Annotated in this window: 17 protein-coding genes; 7 read left to right on the forward strand and 10 right to left on the reverse strand. The window is 54.7% G+C overall.

The window, feature by feature from the left end; all coding sequences use genetic code 11:
- Nucleotides 1-255 precede the first annotated feature (255 nt).
- A complete protein-coding gene (locus A7K61_RS26505) occupies nucleotides 256-1,014 on the reverse strand; it encodes a collagen-like triple helix repeat-containing protein (RefSeq protein ID WP_069558692.1) in 759 nt (252 codons plus the stop codon).
- A 179-nt stretch (nucleotides 1,015-1,193) separates the two neighbouring features.
- On the opposite strand from A7K61_RS26505, the gene A7K61_RS26510 reads away from it, so the two are divergent.
- The 3 genes from A7K61_RS26510 to A7K61_RS31800 are packed head-to-tail and all read left to right on the forward strand — an operon-like array spanning nucleotide 1,194 to nucleotide 3,875.
- Complete coding sequence (locus tag A7K61_RS26510) at nucleotides 1,194-1,691, forward strand: DUF6231 family protein (protein ID WP_069558693.1); 498 nt, start codon at nucleotides 1,194-1,196, stop codon at nucleotides 1,689-1,691.
- Between the two features lie 4 nt (nucleotides 1,692-1,695).
- Nucleotides 1,696-2,181 (forward strand): YchJ family protein, encoded by a 486-nt coding sequence (locus tag A7K61_RS26515; RefSeq protein ID WP_069558694.1) that lies wholly within the window; start codon nucleotides 1,696-1,698, stop codon nucleotides 2,179-2,181.
- A gap of 11 nt (nucleotides 2,182-2,192) precedes the next feature.
- Nucleotides 2,193-3,875, forward strand: coding sequence for a recombinase family protein (locus tag A7K61_RS31800; RefSeq protein WP_083263129.1), 1,683 nt, complete (start codon nucleotides 2,193-2,195; stop codon nucleotides 3,873-3,875).
- 1,461 nt (nucleotides 3,876-5,336) lie between these two features.
- Here the strand turns inward: A7K61_RS31800 and A7K61_RS26525 are convergent.
- The 3 genes from A7K61_RS26525 to A7K61_RS26535 all read right to left on the reverse strand — a co-directional run bounded on the left by A7K61_RS26525 (nucleotide 5,337) and on the right by A7K61_RS26535 (nucleotide 6,578).
- Complete coding sequence (locus A7K61_RS26525; protein WP_069558695.1) at nucleotides 5,337-5,960, reverse strand: recombinase family protein; 624 nt, start codon at nucleotides 5,958-5,960, stop codon at nucleotides 5,337-5,339.
- A gap of 144 nt (nucleotides 5,961-6,104) precedes the next feature.
- Entirely contained in the window at nucleotides 6,105-6,290 is a 186-nt protein-coding gene (locus tag A7K61_RS26530; RefSeq protein WP_069558696.1) for a hypothetical protein, read from the reverse strand.
- A gap of 69 nt (nucleotides 6,291-6,359) precedes the next feature.
- On the reverse strand, nucleotides 6,360-6,578 hold the full coding sequence (locus A7K61_RS26535) for a hypothetical protein (protein WP_069558697.1): 219 nt from the start codon (nucleotides 6,576-6,578) through the stop codon (nucleotides 6,360-6,362).
- A 428-nt stretch (nucleotides 6,579-7,006) separates the two neighbouring features.
- On the opposite strand from A7K61_RS26535, the gene A7K61_RS26540 reads away from it, so the two are divergent.
- Nucleotides 7,007-7,849 (forward strand): AbiJ-NTD4 domain-containing protein, encoded by an 843-nt coding sequence (locus A7K61_RS26540; RefSeq protein ID WP_069558698.1) that lies wholly within the window; start codon nucleotides 7,007-7,009, stop codon nucleotides 7,847-7,849.
- A 490-nt stretch (nucleotides 7,850-8,339) separates the two neighbouring features.
- Here the strand turns inward: A7K61_RS26540 and A7K61_RS26545 are convergent, their stop codons facing one another.
- From A7K61_RS26545 to A7K61_RS26575, 6 genes are all read right to left on the reverse strand, one after another.
- On the reverse strand, nucleotides 8,340-8,960 hold the full coding sequence (locus A7K61_RS26545) for a hypothetical protein (RefSeq protein WP_069558699.1): 621 nt from the start codon (nucleotides 8,958-8,960) through the stop codon (nucleotides 8,340-8,342).
- Nucleotides 8,961-9,386: 426 nt separating this feature from the next.
- Entirely contained in the window at nucleotides 9,387-9,599 is a 213-nt protein-coding gene (locus A7K61_RS26550; RefSeq protein ID WP_069558700.1) for a hypothetical protein, read from the reverse strand.
- On the reverse strand, nucleotides 9,596-9,865 hold the full coding sequence (locus A7K61_RS26555) for a hypothetical protein (RefSeq protein WP_069558701.1): 270 nt from the start codon (nucleotides 9,863-9,865) through the stop codon (nucleotides 9,596-9,598). The genes A7K61_RS26550 and A7K61_RS26555 overlap by 4 nt, the downstream gene beginning before the upstream one ends.
- A gap of 56 nt (nucleotides 9,866-9,921) precedes the next feature.
- Nucleotides 9,922-12,171, reverse strand: coding sequence for a tape measure protein (locus tag A7K61_RS26560; RefSeq protein WP_139129556.1), 2,250 nt, complete (start codon nucleotides 12,169-12,171; stop codon nucleotides 9,922-9,924).
- On the reverse strand, nucleotides 12,168-12,578 hold the full coding sequence (locus A7K61_RS32855) for a hypothetical protein (RefSeq protein ID WP_139129557.1): 411 nt from the start codon (nucleotides 12,576-12,578) through the stop codon (nucleotides 12,168-12,170). The genes A7K61_RS26560 and A7K61_RS32855 overlap by 4 nt, the downstream gene beginning before the upstream one ends.
- 316 nt (nucleotides 12,579-12,894) lie before the next feature.
- Nucleotides 12,895-13,443, reverse strand: coding sequence for a hypothetical protein (locus A7K61_RS26575; protein WP_069558705.1), 549 nt, complete (start codon nucleotides 13,441-13,443; stop codon nucleotides 12,895-12,897).
- A gap of 871 nt (nucleotides 13,444-14,314) precedes the next feature.
- Here A7K61_RS26575 and A7K61_RS26580 point away from each other — a divergent pair.
- The 3 genes from A7K61_RS26580 to A7K61_RS26590 all read left to right on the forward strand — a co-directional run bounded on the left by A7K61_RS26580 (nucleotide 14,315) and on the right by A7K61_RS26590 (nucleotide 17,708).
- Nucleotides 14,315-14,797: an LEA type 2 family protein gene (locus A7K61_RS26580; protein WP_032893153.1), complete on the forward strand. Its 483-nt coding sequence runs from the start codon at nucleotides 14,315-14,317 to the stop codon at nucleotides 14,795-14,797.
- Complete coding sequence (locus A7K61_RS26585) at nucleotides 14,794-14,994, forward strand: SEC-C metal-binding domain-containing protein (protein ID WP_003189235.1); 201 nt, start codon at nucleotides 14,794-14,796, stop codon at nucleotides 14,992-14,994. The genes A7K61_RS26580 and A7K61_RS26585 overlap by 4 nt, the downstream gene beginning before the upstream one ends.
- Nucleotides 14,995-15,266: 272 nt before the next feature.
- The gene (locus A7K61_RS26590) at nucleotides 15,267-17,708 is read left to right on the forward strand and encodes a penicillin acylase family protein (RefSeq protein WP_047710238.1); all 2,442 of its coding nucleotides are present in this window, start codon (nucleotides 15,267-15,269) and stop codon (nucleotides 17,706-17,708) included.
- The last annotated feature ends 61 nt before the right edge of the window (nucleotides 17,709-17,769 follow it).

A 17,769-nucleotide genomic window follows, 5' to 3' on the forward strand; every position in this document is an offset into this window, starting at 1 on the left:
AGGGCGGACCCCTAGGTGGCCGTTACCTAAATAACGGATATGTACCCGGTCCAACTGTGTTGACTGTCAGGCCGTCTTCGCAGCGATGCGGCGACCCGACAAGCCAGCTCCCACAATTTGATCGCGGGGCGTCAGGTAGATAAGCGTCGACTGTCAGGCCGTCGCGGGAGCAAGCTCCCTCGCCACAGGTCCAGCATCGCGCCGAAAATGTGTAGATACCTATGGCTTGCCCGCGATGGCGTAAGGCCAGGCGAATCAGAGCCGCTGGATAGTCACAGACCCAGCAGGCCCAGCCGGCCCCGGTTGCCCTTCCAACCCTGGACGCCCCTTTTCGCCGCCGTCCGCACGGTACACCAGGCAGCCCTTGGATTGCCCGCCCTTGCCGGGTTTACCTGCAACACCCGCCAGGCCTCCGGCCCCGCCATCGACCCAGACCTTGATCTGTTCAGCCGGGAACGCCTGCGGCAACTCCAGGCGCACCTGGGCGCCCGCCGCCCCTGGCCGGCCATCGCCGCCGTTATCGCCATTAAAACCGCGCCCGGCTGAACCCCAGGTGCAACCTGGGTCCACACCGTTGGCACCGTCCAGGCCCGCATACCCTTGGGCGCCGGCGCCGCCACGGGCATCCACCGACAGCGCTTCGGCGGTCAGCGAGTTAATGCGCAAGGTCAGGTCACGCCCAGCCTTGGCGGGTTTTTCGTGGGTGCCGGGAGCGCCCCGTGAGGTGATCTGGCTACCGTGCTCCAACTGCGCATCGCGCACTTGCATTTGCAGTGCGGTATTGCCGGGAACAATGGTGATGCGTGCGTCGCGCCCCAAGTGCAGCTCATCCACCGTGACTTGGCTGATGGTGGCCGGAATCAGCAAGGTGCCGTAGTCCGCCACGTCCAGGCGCTCGAGTTGCAACACGCTGGTGCTGCTGGGCAAACGCATCAACGAATTGGTTTCAACACTGACGCTCTGGGCCAGGGAAACGGGGCTGACCAACAGGGCCAACAGAAAAACCTTACGCATCATGGGGCTCCTGAGTGTTTTCAAATTTTTCTTTGAGCGCACAGTAACGACTTCTACAGGCGATTTGCCAGTGAAGGATCAAAAAACTTCAGTTCTCCCCCGGCGGCTATCGACCGCCGCGCTCTAGGCCCACGCGCCCAGCCGCGCTAGTCTCTACGGTCTTGATGCGAGGATCTGCAATGACCGCTGGAATTTCTGCCCGTACGCCCCAACAAGCCTTGGCGGCCCTGCTGGACCTTCACAGGCCAAAACGCCTGTTATTAGTGGGCGCCAGCCATTTTCCGGCGTTGGATGCTTTCAAAGCTGCGCACCCGGATACCGAGGTGTCCTATGCCCCGCCAGGGCCATTGCCGGAAAACCTCGCGGTGCAGCGCTTTGACCTCGCGCTGGTGGTCGACTGCCTGGAGCACCTGACCAAACCCCAAGGCCTGACCCTGCTCGGTGGCATTCGTAACCTCAACGCCAGCCGCATCGCCGTGCTGGCCGACCTGGGCGCCTGCGACTGGAAGGACACCGACTTTTTCTCCCTGGCCCTGCAAGCCGGCGAACGCTTCCAACGCGATGATCAGGTACTGACGCTGTTTACCTATGATCTGCTTGACTATAAACAGGTGCCGGACTGGCTCAACGCCCGCTTCTGGGCCAACCCGGAAAACTTCGGAAAGTATTGGTGGTAACCCGATGAGTACATCCATTTGCCCGTGCGGCAGTGGCAATCTGCTGGATGCCTGCTGCGGCCATTATCACGCCGGTCACCCGGCCCCCTGCGCCAGCGCGTTGATGCGCTCGCGCTACAGCGCTTATGTACTGGGCCTGGTCGATTACCTGGTCGCCACTACGCTGCCTGCGCAACAGGCCGGCCTGGACCGCGACGCCATTGCCGCCTGGAGTGCCCAAAGCACCTGGCTAGGCCTTGAGGTGGAAAGCTCCGAGGTGTTCGGCGGCCAGCCGGAACATGCCTTTGTCACCTTTACCGCGCGCTGGCATGACGCTACTGGTGAACATAGTCACCGCGAGCAGTCTTCTTTCGTACAGAATGAGGGGCGCTGGTACTTCATCGACCCTACAGTAGAAGTGAAGGCCGGACGTAACGACGCCTGTTTGTGTGGCAGTGGGCAGAAATTCAAGAAGTGCTGCCACAATTACCTACAGGCCGGTTTGGCTTAGTAGGAGGCTCCATGCCCAAGGTATTCAGTTACGTCAGGTTCAGCAGCGCCAAGCAATCCGCAGGGGACAGTAAGGCCCGCCAAATCAAATCAGCCAAGGCGTTTGCAGATGAACATGGGTACGAACTGGCAGACCCGAAGGACTATCTGTTCTTCGACGCAGGGAGATCTGCATATAAAGGTAGGCACCTCGACGACACCGGCGAGCTGGCTCGATTCCTATCGTTCGTCGAGGACGGGACCGTACCAACGGGCAGCATCTTGGTTATCGAATCACTCGACCGCCTCTCCCGTGAGCGAGTACGTGACGCCCTACCCCGCTTCCTCGACCTGTTGGCAAAAGGGATAGATGTCTACACCAGCACGGATAGGCGCCTTTACACCAGTGACTACAACGAAATAGACCTGATCGTCTCAATCATTACGATGTCAAGGGCTCACGAGGAGTCTGCTACTAAAGGGAGCCGGGTTTCCTCTGCGTGGAGGAACAAGCACAAGGACGCTCGTGAGACAGGTAAACCGCTCGGCAAACTAAGACCACTATGGTTGGACACTACACCTGACGGATACGCATTGAACCCCGATCATGCAAAGGTGGTGCAACGTATCTTTGATATGTCGGCTCAGGGTTATGGCTCGAGAGTAATAGCAGCGAACCTCAACCAAGAAGGTATTCCGGCATTCTCGGCGGGCCGGAAGAACTTCAGCGGCCTATGGGGGTTCAGCACCATTCGGCATATCCTCGAAAGCCGCACCACCCTAGGCGAGTACCAACCTCACATCTTTATCGACGGGGTACGGACACCATCCGGTGATCCCATCAAAAGCTACTTCCCGCCTGTGATCACCGAGGAACAGTTCTATCTCGCCGCCGCCGCCAGAGCGTCCCGTAGGTTGCATAAAATCACTAAGGTGACGAAGAACTTCAACGTGCTGGCGGGGATATTCTTTTGCCAGAAGTGCGGCGGAGCCATGCACCTACAGGGTTTCAAGGATCGAAAGTACTTCAAGTGTGCCAACAAGCAAAAAGGCTTGTGCGATACCGGAGTCATTGGCTCAGAACGCTCAGAGCTGGTATTCCAAGAGGTGTTAGCCAAGGTGGACAGCCTATCGCTGGTGCGCTCCAGCTCCGGCAGCCTGACAAAGAAGCTACAAGTGAGTGATGGACGTATAGAAGAACTCAGGGCAAAGCAGGCCAATGCCGAAGCGTCACACCAAGAATTCCCCAGCAGAATCACCGCGAAGCTGTTGCAGCAAATCGAAGTCGACCTAGAAGCACTCGTCGCTGACCGTAACGCCATCGCCCAGAATCTCGCTACTGATCAGGTAGTAAGCAAGTCTGACTTCTTTGAAAAGCTCGACCTGACTAGTTATGAAGGCCGTGTAGCGGCTAACAATCTGGTCAAGCGGTTGGACGTGCGTATCAGCGTCTCAAAGCTGGGTCGGCTGGATGAGGTCTATCGCGTCATTATCAGCGGCACGCTCGCCTTTCTGATCAGCCACCACGAACGAAAGCTAACAATCCGCTCCATGGACGCCCGGATACTCGATAAACAGGTGATGCACGGGGAAATCACACAAGGGCAGCGGGAGGAGCTTGAGCACATCCGTGACGCGGGCGAATCCGAAGGCGCTATCAAACGGGCGGCTGCACTATTCAAGTGGGAGCAGTCCGTTCCAAGTACGACAGACTGACCCTTCTTCATTCCGCCCGTCACAAAAATCCAACTAGGCATTTCTACTCTGGAACATTCGGTGACACGCGGCGCAATCCAGCAGTGGCGCGGTCTACGTCAACGTACCGCGTTTCATACACATTTTACCCACAGCGTTATCCACAGGTAGTGCGTTGATAAGCCTCCAAAAACGCATTATCTTGTATCCCGCCTCCCTCGTGACCCCTACATATAGGGTTTCATGCATCCGAATTGGTCATTTTTCAAAGAATGACTCCGTTCTCGGACAAGTTAACTGCGTCTGAAAGGGGACTAAATAGACCCTAATAAGGGCCTCCTGAGGGCCTCAGGGAGCGCAAGTGCGTTATCAGGCATCGCCTATGATGGATAAGAGAATAAAAAGGCGTAGAGAGGCCCCTGAAGGCTTGCAGAGGCGAAGGGATGACTATATAGTGGCCACACAAACGCAAAAACCCCAAATGAATGGGGTTTAAGCAGAAGATGTCTACGAGCAATCGCGTTCAGGTCCGCTAAAACATGACGTGACTGCTCGTACCCTTCGGCTAATGCGTTTCAGCACTGTCGAAAGAAGGACGCCATTAAAAGCTAATTAACGCATTTGCGTCAATCGGTGAATGATCGGCGGTCGTCTCCAGACAGGTGCGACTTTACTTAACCCTGTTGGAGACTGCCCAAATGGACATGTCGATTGGATTCACCCGCAACACCAGTGTCGGCGCCAAAACGGTGCCGGTTCGTCAATATCGTCGGTTCCGCTTCGGTGAGTGGGAAGATGTTTGCCACCACCGTCGTAGCCCGCCGCGTTAAGACGTGAAAGTCGCCACCAAGCTTGTGCTGATTTGGTGGCTTCCTGTCGTAGCACCTCACTAGGCGAGCCTTTCGCCAGTCGCAACACCTTAGACCTTCCGGTCTGCCCTCGATCAATACCGAGTATCCAAAAATCCTGCTCCTAGCCTTTGATCTTGATCTATCTGCTAGGCAAGATTGATAGCGAAGCGCTATCGACGGAACCCAATGGCGACGGAACGTCGAAGGCGGATCAACTTGAGAGCTAGCGCTCTCGGGCAGAGCGACAGCAGCGGACGCGCCACGTGCCTATGTATATTACAACCGTAAATAAGTAGTTATATAAACCGCTCTAGATCAATGCTTACAGCGGCGCTGTAGATGGGTTCGCTCAAGGGCTTTTTTCTGGTGGAACCCAAGCCCCGCCGATTTTTTTGATGCCCATCTAGGGTGGTCCGGATTCGCCAGCCTGAAAAACGATCATGGCACCCGGATAGTTCCTCCATGCTCTTAACGAGTGGCCCTGACGCGCACTCAAAGGCCAATCAAATATGAAATAACCTTAGCGTTGGGTGCCGCTGGGCTCGCTTCTGGAGGGCGTAGAGCGTTGCGCTGTGGGCAGGTATCAAATGCAACGAAGCCCGCTCAAGGCGGGCTCTGTGGGGCGTTACAGTTAGGCGTTCAGTTCACGCTTGATCCTGTACACCGTCGCAACGCCGCAGTCTGCCAGCTTGGCAACATCATCCGCCGACAGGGTTGGATTCTTCACGATCAGCGCCCCTACCTTCTTCCACAATTCGGCATTCTTGCCCTTACCGACTGGCTTCCAGTTGGGGTCTTCTGCTCGCTTCTTAGCTAATCCTTGATTGATCCGTTCAACACGCTTCTCTTGATCAAGGCGAGCCATGGTCGCCATCAGGTCAAGCAGCATGTTGTTGATGACCTCCATAATTTGCCCAGTGATGCCTTTGTCCTCAACCATCATGTGGGAGGTGGGCAGGTCAGCGATCACTAAGCGAAGGCCCTTCGCCTTGATAGCAGCCCTTAGCGTATCCCAGTCGCCCATGGAAAGACGGCTCAGTCGGTCTACAGACTCGCAAAGGAGAATGTCTCCCGGTTGAGCTACGTCGAGTAGCCTCATCAGTTCAGGGCGGTTGAGCTTCGTCCCACTGATGTTCTCGGCGTAAACGCCTGCAATGGTGAGGGACTTCTCAGCAGCGAATGCCTCAAGGGATTCCTTGGCACGATTTGCGTCCTGATCCTTGGTGCTGGCCCTCAAGTACAAATGTGCGTTCATGGCTGGCTATCCTTTATTCTATTGAGTTGATAGATCAAGGATAAACTATCTGATAGCCAATAGTGGATAGATATTTGATAGCAGAATCACCTATCGGACAGGCGGCTATCCCACTACTAGAGAAGTCTACTTCTTTGATAGCCGCTAACCACGCAAGGCCATGATCCCCTCGGCAATGGCATTGGCATTCCTGTCTAGCGCGTCACCCCCACCTTGAGACTTGATCCAAACGCCCAGCTCTTCAATCGAAGCGGCAGTTGCCAACTGATTTTCCCAAAGCAGTGTCAACAGGTCGGCAATCTGGATGGTTGTGTCTGGATTGGTGGGCATGGCGGGTCATCCTTTGAGAGAGATGTGCAGCCTTTGTTGATCAGGCGCTGGCTGCATGGGCCGAAGGGATTAGGCGCTGGCGTTCAACCGCTCCGAGTACTGGCGCCCGTGGAAGGTCATTTCAATTTTCATAAAGCTCTTGCCATCGTCTGCACTGCTATCCAGCGCAGTGACATAGCCAGCCCCCTTAAGCTCCTTGATAGTTGCGTAGCTGGGCGTGGAGGCCTCATTGACCGCCTGTACATCGTTGGCGGCGATTGCATTGAGAGCGTCTTTGTATATCTGCATGATTGGTATGCCTTTCTCTGTTAGGGAGCATAGAGGATACCATTTTTTCAACACGTCATCAGAAAGCGCTTGACCACAGACACCTATTCGTGCATCGACACATGCATCAACCCCGAATACCACACCAGAAGTGCAAAATGTAACGCTTCGGAAGGAAAACCACCTTTGGAGCGGTTTGAAGCTGCTCGCTCGCAGAGTTTCGATTAGCACCATGAGCCAGAGGCCACGGAAACACTAGCGTTCAGCCCTATCGCCGTAGACCTCCATTCTAGGGGCTACCCCTAATGCAGGAGGTTATCATGGGGTTCTTTGAGGTTTGGCGGAAGTTTTCGAAGGGCTATGACGTTACGGTGCCACCATGGATAATGGCCGAATAAAGGACGCGGACTGTCAGGGCGCTCCTGAACAACAGTAAAAGCGAGGTGGTAATGGATTTCTCACAGCGTATGGGCTATTTGCCTGCATCCAAGATCTTGCAGACGGAATCAATCGATACCGACCTGCGCAACACCCTTTGGAATGTTCTGACCGTTTGTTACTGGGATAATTTCTACGGGGCTTATAATACGGCGGCAGTAGTTGGATCAAACTACCACGAGTTCACTGTAAAATTTTACAGCAACTACCGTAAGCTAACGTTAGATAGTATACCTTGGGGATGGCCTAGCATCATTGAAGACTTGAAAAAGGAAGTGCTTCTAGGTGAATGGCACAGAGTCTACAGCCTGCTAGAGTTCATCCACCGGAATGCCCCAGAAGTGGATGATAATAGCGACGAGTTTGTCAAAATGTGCAACGAGGCTTTCGAGCGAGAAAACTCAGCCTATCGCCTTGTTGGCGGACTGGTAACACCCATCACCTCAAAAGATGAAATAGCAGAGATAGAGCGAGCGATGGCAAACGCAGACCAATACGCTGGCGTAAGAACTCATCTGCAAACATCACTTGGCTTTCTGACAGACAAACAGAACCCAGACTACCGAAACTCGATTAAAGAAAGCATCAGTGCTGTTGAGTCTCTGGCAAAGAAATTTGTAGGTGATGAAAAGGCTACGCTTGGCCAAGCTCTGAAAGTTCTGGAAAAGCGTCACCTTCTTCACTCAAGCCTCAAAAATGCTTTCTCCGCACTCTATGGTTACACCAATGATGCTAGCGGTATTCGTCACTCCTTGATGGATAATGAATCAGCACTCACACAAGCAGATGCTCGATTCATGCTCATCTGCTGTTCAGCATTCATCAACTTTGCCATTGATAGTACGAAGAGTTAATCCACCAATGGAGTGGGTCAGCACCATACGTCGCCGTATGCTTCCACCAATCACAAAGGTGGTAACAGCGTGAGCTGTAAAGTTGACTCACCTCCCGGTGGCCGTATCGCCTCAGGACTTCCAGCCCAACCGAAGCCAGTACAAAATGGGATCACCACAAAACCGCTCTTGCCTTTGATCTTGCTCTTAGATTTATCGTGCAAAAACGAATGCGTTCGCATTCAGTAGTTCACCGTCAGCGCTCGCTGACAACTGTGACCCATCACCTCCGGTGTAACAGATCAAGAGCAAGAACATTTTGGGTTGTGGTGATACTGGGTATATATTTGGTGAGCTGATCCAGAATCGGGACGATACGACCAATATCGCTCCAAGGGTGAACCCACCCTAGTGCTTCGCACTGGAGAATCCTTATATAGATAAGGAATTCCAGAAGGTGCTTGCGGGGCAAGGTCTACAGCCTTGTTCTTGCGTAACTTTTTATAAAATGCTACGCAACTTTCAACAGGTGCTCTTGTTGATTGAAATACAACGCATCAGGTGCGTCACCCCTATACCACCAGTCAACATACTGATCACGATGACTGTCATACCCTCGGAATACCATGCGCGGGTTAACCAGTAGCTTGATCTCGCCTGTTCGAATGCCATGGCGGGAAGTGAACACTCGGACAAGATTCGCATTTACCAAGGGCGCAAGTTTTTTCATCAAGTTGGATTCTAGTACGCCCAGTCCTTTCGCCAAATCCGCCTTTGTCATCATGATGACGTTTCCATACTTTACCAGTCCCCGGAGAGCGACAAGCGTATTCATCATTGGAACGGTGATTCGGCAATCAAGCTTGGTGTCACGCCAAACACCATGGGCGTGGTCGCGGGCGTCGATCAGCGTAGAAGTGGTGAGTGGAGGGAGCTTGCGTAGATCAACTCCGTCGAGAAAGTCGTGTAAGTCATCAACGCTACGGCACAGGTACAGCGGTTGTTGGGGTTTGGATCGGTCGAGACAAATGGATTTGAACTGGTCGGGAGCAATGATTTCACCAGTAGCGAAATCGACAACGTAGCCGTCGACGTAGATTCGTGTGGGTAGATCGGTGCAAGAATGTTCCATAGTGTTCTCCTGTGGTCAGTTCATTTCATAGGCAAGTGCCTCGGGTAGTTTGTTGGGTCAAATTTCAGACGGCAGAAAACCGACGCCTGACGTTGCACTGGGCATGTCGAGAACGTTCGGAACTGAGTTGCCGGAAAGGTGGCGAACGTACGCCAGATAACCCTGTTTTGTCAACAAGTATTTACGTATACAAGTTGCTATATAAGCTCAAGCTACATACTGGAAAGTATGAGGTTAGTTGCATAAAACCCGACTAACCGCCTACAAGCCCCTGTAGTGCGATTTGAGCATCCTTCTCTAGCGAGACCACCCAGACAAAGGCGCCTTTACTATCAACGCCTGTATGACGCCATACGGGCCTACGGAGCCTTTGAGATAGCTTATAGGCAGCGTGCATTGCTAGACTTGCGTCATGGTAAACTTGGTTCATGTATTCTCTCCACTAGGCAGGGGTAGTCGGTGATCACTTAACACAGATATCCAGCAAAGTTGTTCAGGCATGCCCATCAAGATGGATTGCCAAACAGTGTCAGCGACACCAGGGAACTGCTGGGCAACTTGCTCGCCGTAAACCTCTTCGACATACTGTTGGACAGCAGCGGGATAATCCGCCTGTAAGGCGATGTCTTTATATTTCATTTGGTATCTCCAGTTGATTGGCGTAGTTGTTTGGCAACCTCCAGCTCTGCAAACTTCCTTGAACGGGCTAAGTCTTCCTGTTGCCAGTCAAACCAATTACCTCGCAAGCTGTCCGCCTGATGCTCGACATAGTTGTGGAGTTGTTTCGCCGTAACGGCGGACATATACCCACTACGAATAATGCCGTACGTAGTGACGCCGATATTGCACAATGCGATTACAATGCCAGTGACAAGCAATCGCTTGATAAACTTTAATTCAGGCACAGGGCCTCCGTGGACTTGCTGGATACATGGAAGGGTGAACCCTGTTGTCAGCAGGCTTATTGGACTTCTTTGGGCAGGTAGGTTTGGAACGTCTTTTGAATCTCTTCGCGAACTTGCCCACTTACAGCGGCACCAATAGCCTCTGGGGAGGCATCTGTTTTTGCGTTAATGGTAACTTCCACATGCACGGGAGCGTCAATATTGGTGGTATTGGTAACGGCACCGCCTTTATTGGGCTGATCATCTGCAATCATTTCCCCACGCGAACCCGGTGCAGCACGTGCTGCTGTTGCGACTGCTTGAGCTGCAACTTTGGCAACTGCATTGTTTGGGTCGGACTGGCTCAACAGGTCTTCAAGATGGCGACCAAAGTTCGGCAGACTCTTGGTGTTCAAACCTGACATATCCAAGGCTGGAATTCTTGGATCGAGTGGAGCGTGTTGCTCGTCAAACCCAACCTGATCCCAACGCTTGAGGTTATCGTTGGCAACTTGCTGCAAGTCCCTGCCAACACCCAGTAAACGCCAGAGCTTGGAAATTGGATCACGGACGTCTGCATCAAGCTTTTGCTGAGTTGTGCGAGTGTCACTACTGCCAGCGGGCAAAGTGAGAACCCCATCTACACCAGCGTTGCCAATCTGACGGGCTCGGTCTTCTGGTGTCATTGCTTCACCGGTGGCGCTCTTGCCCATGGACATACGCAGCACGGATGTAGCGAGCTTGTTCAGCGCGATATCCAGTTGAACAGCGGTCTCCTTGAGGGGCTTCATAGCCTCGTTGAGGTCCATTTCAGACTTCAAACGCTCGTTAATGGCCCCAATCAATTCTGGATTCTGATCCAAACCTTGTTGCTGCAAGAACTGGGCGTTGGAGAGCCTCGTAGCGTTGGCGTCGATGCTCGCGCTCTGTCGGGCGATAGCGTCGGCGTTCTCTTTTACAAACAGCTCAATACCCTTCGTGAAGTCCTCGGCCTTGAGATTCCCAACTGTGGTGCTTGTACGGAAGTCCTTTTCCAAGTTGCCATCCAAGGCATGCTTGTTACGTGCTGCCCACGCCCTACGAATTGGCTCTACCAGTAGCGGAGCAGCTTCGCTGAAGGTATTCAGGTCTTCACGGTCGCTCTGTGATTTGCTGGCAATTTGCTGGAGCTGCAAGTTGGCACGGCGCTGTTCCTCAGCAGTCATCCCAGCACCACGGAATGCCGCTTGGCGGGTCTCGTAGGTGCCTGTGGCCTGACTCAAGCTACGACCACGCGCCACCTCGGCCATTAGGAACGTTCGGTATGCCTTCGCAGACTCAAGGCTGGCTTCGGTGCCGTATTTCGCATTGATCCGTAGCCATTCAGACTTAGCAAATTCAGCATTTGCAGGATTTTTGCCCCCGGCCTGGGTGAGCACGTTTTCAAGTTGCTGACTCTCACTGACGCGGCCTTGCACAGCCTCCATACGAGCGCCTAAGGCACTGATAGCGCCCACAATGGCAGCCGCGCCAGCAGCGGCACCGCCAACAGCCAAAGCGCCTGTACCCAGCCCAAGGAAGCCCGTAGAGGGTGCTGGTTTGTTACGGTTAGCCTCCCATTGAGCCTGTCGGGTTTGAGCCCATTGGAAGCGCTCTTGCCGTTGCTGGTGTGCAACATCCTGACGCTGTGCCCGCACCTTGGCGGCAGCTTGCGATTCGACAAATTTTTGAGCTTGTCGCTGACCTCGTTCACGGGCTTGCATCATGGCTTGCTCAATACGGGCAGTAGCGCTCATGGTGCGTTGCTGCTGGGCCTGTAGAGCAAGAGTACGTTGCTGCTGGGTGGCGAGAATGGACTCGGCTTTCACCTGACGGGCTTTCGCCTGTGCTAGCGCGTCTTCATTTTTGATTGCCAAGCCCTGCACCTTGAGTTTCGCTGCTTGGGCGGATTGGGCCTTGGCTTCTAGCACTGCCAGTTGCTGGCGATCCTTGAGGGCAGCTGTGACTAGGAATGCCGCTTCCTTTTGCCCTGCGAACTGCAAACGCTGCCCTTGAAGCTCGGCTTGGAACGTGGCGCGCTTTGCCTTCTGGAGAAGAACTTCGCCACGCAACTCCCTATCCAAAGATGTACGTAGTTGCTTGTCGAGCTTATCGCGTGCGGTATTGTCCACCTTGAGCCCAATCTTGGCGCCCATCTTTGCAGAGAGCGCTTCGGCTTGTTTGCCCACTCGCTGCATGGAAGCCTCGGCAGTTTTCAACATGCCTGGAAAGCGCTGTAGACCAGTCGGGTCGACTTTGAAAAACAAACTACCCGTTAGGCGTGCAATCTCTTCGTTGTGACTACTCACGGGTTAGTCCCCCCAAAGCTATGCGCAACTTTCGTAGTTACATACTGACGTAGCTGTCGCTCTACATGCGCTTCGAAAGATCCAGTGCCCATGCCTTCATAAAAAACTTTTCCAGAGCCAAACAGCCCAGACATGCGACCATGGGCCAGGAACAGTTCAACATGCGCAATTACAGGACGACTGCCAGCGATTGCAACGGTGATACTTCCGTCTTTGCAGCGAAACCACAAAATACGGTAACTCTGCTCACTGTAAATGCGTTGAACCACCTCCTTGAAGTTTCCAAGGATACGCTTGATATCGAGGGATGTATCAGATTTGAGTTTGAAAATGATTCTGCGTGGTGCGGGTTCTGCGAGTTTGGCAATACGAGTTGCCAGTCGTTCCGGTACTACTGGTTTTTCCATTAATCGTTTTTCTCTTGGACCATAAACACCCAACTTCCAGCCGGAATGCCATGCTGACTGATGGGTAATGTAAAGCTACGTGACATTAACTCTAGGTGTTGACTGTTGAACTCACGGAGTTCTTTAAGAATGGTACTCTCACTGTAATCGTTTGAGCTCATGATAATAACCATCCCTGAAACTTCCTGTAGAGCCTCTGGGGCGCTTTTGATTGTAAGTCGCCACACGGGTTCCGCCTCTGCCTTAGTTATCACTACAGGCTCTTGTAGCTTGTCTGGGGCGTACTTGGCTAACAGCAGTTGAGTAAGGCCGTCCATTAACGTTTTGCTCTGATTGAAGCGGCTTTTACAGGCTCTGGAGTTGGTTGCACAGTGAAAGTTTCACGAATCTGCTTTTCAACAAGTGCACGTTTCTCGGCAGCGGCTTGAGCTTGTTCACGATCTTCGCGAGCAGCATCCACGCGTAGTTGGGCGTCGATTTGCTGTTGGATGAACAGTTCATTATGAGCTGCGACTTCAGCGTGATACTTGGCGGTTTCGTCTTTGGCGATTTGCTCAAGCGCTGTCTGAATAATGTGGGCAGGCTTGAAGAAGTAAATATCAAAGCGCTCGTGGTCAATTTGCACAACCGACAGCGGGTGCGGCTCATATCCTCGTTGGATTTGCTCTAAATAAGTTGGCAAGATGTCAAGCGGCGTAGAGCATTGAAATACCTCTGTACCACCGTCTATAAATTTAGAAACGGCTCGCCCACTAACTGGGTCTGTAGCGGCAAAGTGGTCAATACCAGATTTCCGGTCCCGGTATCCTGCCTGTGCGATCTCGATACGAGCGTTAAGCTCTCGTTGGTCAATTTGTTTTAACATAGTGATTCTCCTATTTGGGGTGGTTGTTCGTTGTTGTGAATAATTTCAAGCATGGCGGGCGTGAGTGCGTCATACACCATTGCCTCTAAAGTTTCTTGCGTTAATGCTGGGTTGCAATCTTCAAAAGTAACTTGAAGTCGGCCTATTGTTACCACTTTCGTGGTTGAGCGCCTTGCGCGCCCGTGTAGTGTTCGGCAACTGTCTGAGCAGAATAACGCTCGACTTGTCTTTGCCGGGAATAACTTATCGCAATGGCGGCAAGGTCTTTGGATGATGGCCAAGATAGCCCTCCTGTTAAGGTGGTGGAGTGGTTTCGGAAGTTTCGTTATCAAGCTGGAGGCACAAAAAAAAGGCGGGTAGCTTTAAGGCGCCCCGCCGTAGTTGTGTAGCCGATCTCTTTGTGTGTTACGAAGAAGTTGTGCCCATTTTCGATAGTCAAGGACGTGACCGATCAGAATCCCCATCCTGATCTACAGTAGTCGGACCAACGCACCGCTAAGCGTCTGGACGGCATGGATACCGGGCCGGGGAAGCGAACTCTGATGAGCCCGCTAGGAGAAAGGAGGAGTACAACAGAGACCCCATAGAAAGAATCTCTTAATCTACAACTCATTATAGCATGAATTTCTTGAAATACAACCCCCTCACCACAAAAACGTCATATTATCAACACCAAATGTCGCAAAAATGAAACTACTTGCTACCTATTTGTGGTAGTGAATCGTCAGAAAAACGAGTTGCTTGGATGGGCAAGTGGGTGAAGGTATGGTGAGAGTGATTCAACTGCCGCAAATCACTTGGTAGTTTTTTGTTGCGTAACATCAAGAAGTGCTGTTCCAGCTACTTCTAATCACTTGACGGGGAAAACGCCATGCTTCGGATGTATAGCTTGATGCTGGCGTTGACCCTGGGCCTGACCGGCTGCGCGTCCTGGTTCGAAGACGACACGCCGCCGCCCCACGTTTCCCTGGTCAAGGTCGAAGTGGTGCGGGCCAAGCTGTTGGAGCAGAAATTCAAGCTGTACTTTCGCGTGGACAACCGCGACGACGCCGACCTGACCGTGCGTGGCCTGGTCTACAAGGTCAGCCTGGGCAACCTGGTATTGACCGAAGGCGAGTCCAACGAGTGGCTGACCGTACCGCCACGCGGGCATAAATTCTTCAAGGTCTCGGTGCGCACCAACCTCTGGCCACAGGTGCGTGAGGTGGTGCAGATGCTGAAAAATCCCGACCGGCCCGTGCCTTATCGTTTAGAGGGCGAACTGAAAACCGGATTATTCATCGGTAATGACGTGCAGGTGGCACACAATGGCGAGATAATCCCCGGCGATTTTATTCCGGAGCAACATCGATGACACAGCAACCCCATGTCCATGGTCCTGACTGCAACCACGATCATGACCACCATGATCACGACCACGGCCATGTCCACGGCCCGAACTGCGGCCACGCTCACCAAGAGCCGGTGCGCAATGCGTTGAAGGACGTCGGTCGCAACGACCCCTGCCCGTGCGGCAGCGAGAAGAAATTCAAGAAGTGCCACGGTGCTTAAGTACTGAAGATCAAAATGCCGGCGGCCCCCCGCCCCAGCCTTGATCCAAGGTTACATGCGATCAAATGTGGGAGCGGGCTTGCTCGCGAATGCGTTCCGTCAGTTGATACAGACACTGACTGATACACTGCTTTCGCGAGCAAGCCCGCTCCCACACAGGTCTGCGCCTGACTCAAGTTCTAATGTTTAACCCAAAACTCCCGCTTGCGTCGTTTCGCCGCGCTCACTAACGTAGCGCCTTTACTGACGCTACCCCCCGCAGGAGCTTTGCCATGGCCTCGCCAGCCCTCTTACATTTTCTTCCCCGGTTCGGCGTTGCCGCGGCAGTGGTCAGTGCCTTGGGCCTGGCCGGTTGCCAGCTCCAGAACACCCAGGGCACCCTACCGCCCGTTGCTGGCGTGCAGCCGATCAAGGGCCTGGCACAGAATGTGTCGGTGCGCCGCAATGCCCAAGGCATGCCGCTGATCGAAAGCAACACCTTCCACGACGCACTGTTCAGCCTCGGTTACGTGCACGCCAGCGACCGCATCACCCAGATGGTCACCCTGCGCCTGCTGGCTCAGGGCCGTCTGGCGGAAATGTCGGGGCCGCAAGTGCTGGACGTCGACCGCTTCATGCGGGCGGTCAACCTCAAGAAAAGCGCTGGCGAGTTGTACAACGCCTCATCGCCACGCCTCAAACGCTTCTTTGAAGTGTATGCCCGAGGCGTCAACGCCTACCTGTTCCGCTACCGCGACAAGCTGCCGGCGGACCTGGCCCAGAGCGGCTACAAGCCCGAGTACTGGAAGCCGGAAGATTCGGCGCTGCTGTTCTGCCTGCTCAATTTCAGCCAGTCGAGCAACCTGCAGGGGGAGCTCTCGTCCCTGGTGCTGGCGCAAAAGGTCGGCGTCGACAAACTCGCCTGGCTCACCCCAAGCGCACCGGACGAACCCGTCCCGTTGGCAGAAGCCGACAAGCTCAAAGGCGTCAACCTGAGCCAGATCACCGGCCTCGCCGGGCTGGAAACGGTAGGCCAGCAATTGCGCAGCCTCAACGCCCTGGGCGTCACCACCTCAAGCAACTGGGCCATTGGCCCGCAACGCAGCCGCAGCGCCAAGAGCCTGTTGGCCAACGACATCGCCGCGCAGCCACAAGCACCGTCGCCGTGGAACTACGTGCAGATTCGTGCGCCCAAATACCAGGCCGCCGGTGCTTCGATTGCCGGCCTGCCGACCCTGCTCTCCGGTTTCAACGGCAAAGTGGCGTGGAGCATGAGCGCGGTCAAGGGCGACACCCAGGACCTGTTCCTGGAGAAGGTCAAACGCCAGGGCAACGCGCTGTACTACGAGAACAACGGCAAATGGCTGCCGGCCGGCGTGCGCAACGAAACCTTCTTCATCAAGGGCCAGCGCTCGATTCGCGAAGTGGTGTACGAAACCCGCCACGGCGCCCTGCTCAACAGCAGCCAGGCGCTCACCAGCGGCCTTGGCCTGGCCTTGCAAACCGCCGACTTCAAGGACGACAAGAGCCTGGATGCATTCTTCGACCTGTCCCGTGCCCAAAACGCTGGCAAAGCCTCGGATGCCACCCGCGAGATTCGCGCCATCGCCTTGAACATGATCTTCGCCGACGCCAGCAACATCGGCTGGCAAGTCACTGGCCGCTTCCCCAACCGCCGCGAAGGCGAAGGCCTGTTGCCATCGCCGGGCTGGGACACGCGCTTTGACTGGGACGGCTACGCCGACGCAATGTTGCACCCGTACGACCAAGACCCGGCCCAGGGCTGGATCGGCACCGCCAACCAGCGCACCGCACCGCGTGGCTACGGCATGCAACTGTCCAACGCCTGGGATGCACCGGAACGCAGCGAACGCCTGGCGCAACTGGCTAACGCCGGCAAGCATGACAGCCGCAGCCTGATTGCCATGCAATACGACCAGACCACCCTCTTCGCCGCCAAGCTCAAGAATATGTTCCAGGCGCCGGGCATGGCCCAGCCCCTCAAGCAGGCCATCGATGCATTGCCGGCAGCGGAACGCGCCAAGGCCCGCGAAGCACTCGAGCGCCTGATGGCCTTCGATGGTCGACTGGCGACCACCTCGGCTGACGCGGCGATCTATGAACTGTTCCTGCAAGAAAGCGCCCGGCAAATCTTCCTCGACAAACTAGGCCCGGAAAACAGCGCCAGCTGGAAAGCCTTCGTCAGCAACGCCAGCCTGTCCTACTCGGCCATCGCCGACCACCTGCTGGGCCGTGAAGACAGCCCGTTCTGGGATGACACGCGTACCGCGCAAAAAGAAGACAAACCTGCGATCCTGGCCCGCACCCTGGCCGCCGCCATCACTACTGGCGACAGCCAATTGGGCGCCGATCACAAGGCCTGGCAGTGGGGCAAGCTGCACAGCACCACATGGAAAAATACCAGCGGCCAGGTCATCCGCGGCCCCTTCGCCAGCGGTGGCGATCACAACACCCTGAACCCGGCACCGTACACCTGGGGCCAGGATTTCAACGCGACCCAAGTGTCGGCGCTGCGCATGATCATCGACTTCGGCCAGACGGAGCCAATGATGGGCCAGGGCGGCATCGGCCAATCCGGCAACCCGGCCAGCCCGAACTATGCCAGCGGCATCGACCCGTCGCTGAAGGCGCAATACCTGAGCTTTCCGATGCAGCCGCAGAATTTTGAGAAGGTGTACGGCAAGACAAGGTTGACCCTGACGCCCGGTAAGTAAACCGGTTTCCAGTGACGAAACCGGATAAAGCGGGCCTGCCTGCGATAGCAGCCGAGTAACC

Origin of the sequence: Pseudomonas sp. AP42 (assembly GCF_001728935.1) — a bacterium.
Lineage (GTDB): Bacteria > Pseudomonadota > Gammaproteobacteria > Pseudomonadales > Pseudomonadaceae > Aquipseudomonas > Aquipseudomonas lactis.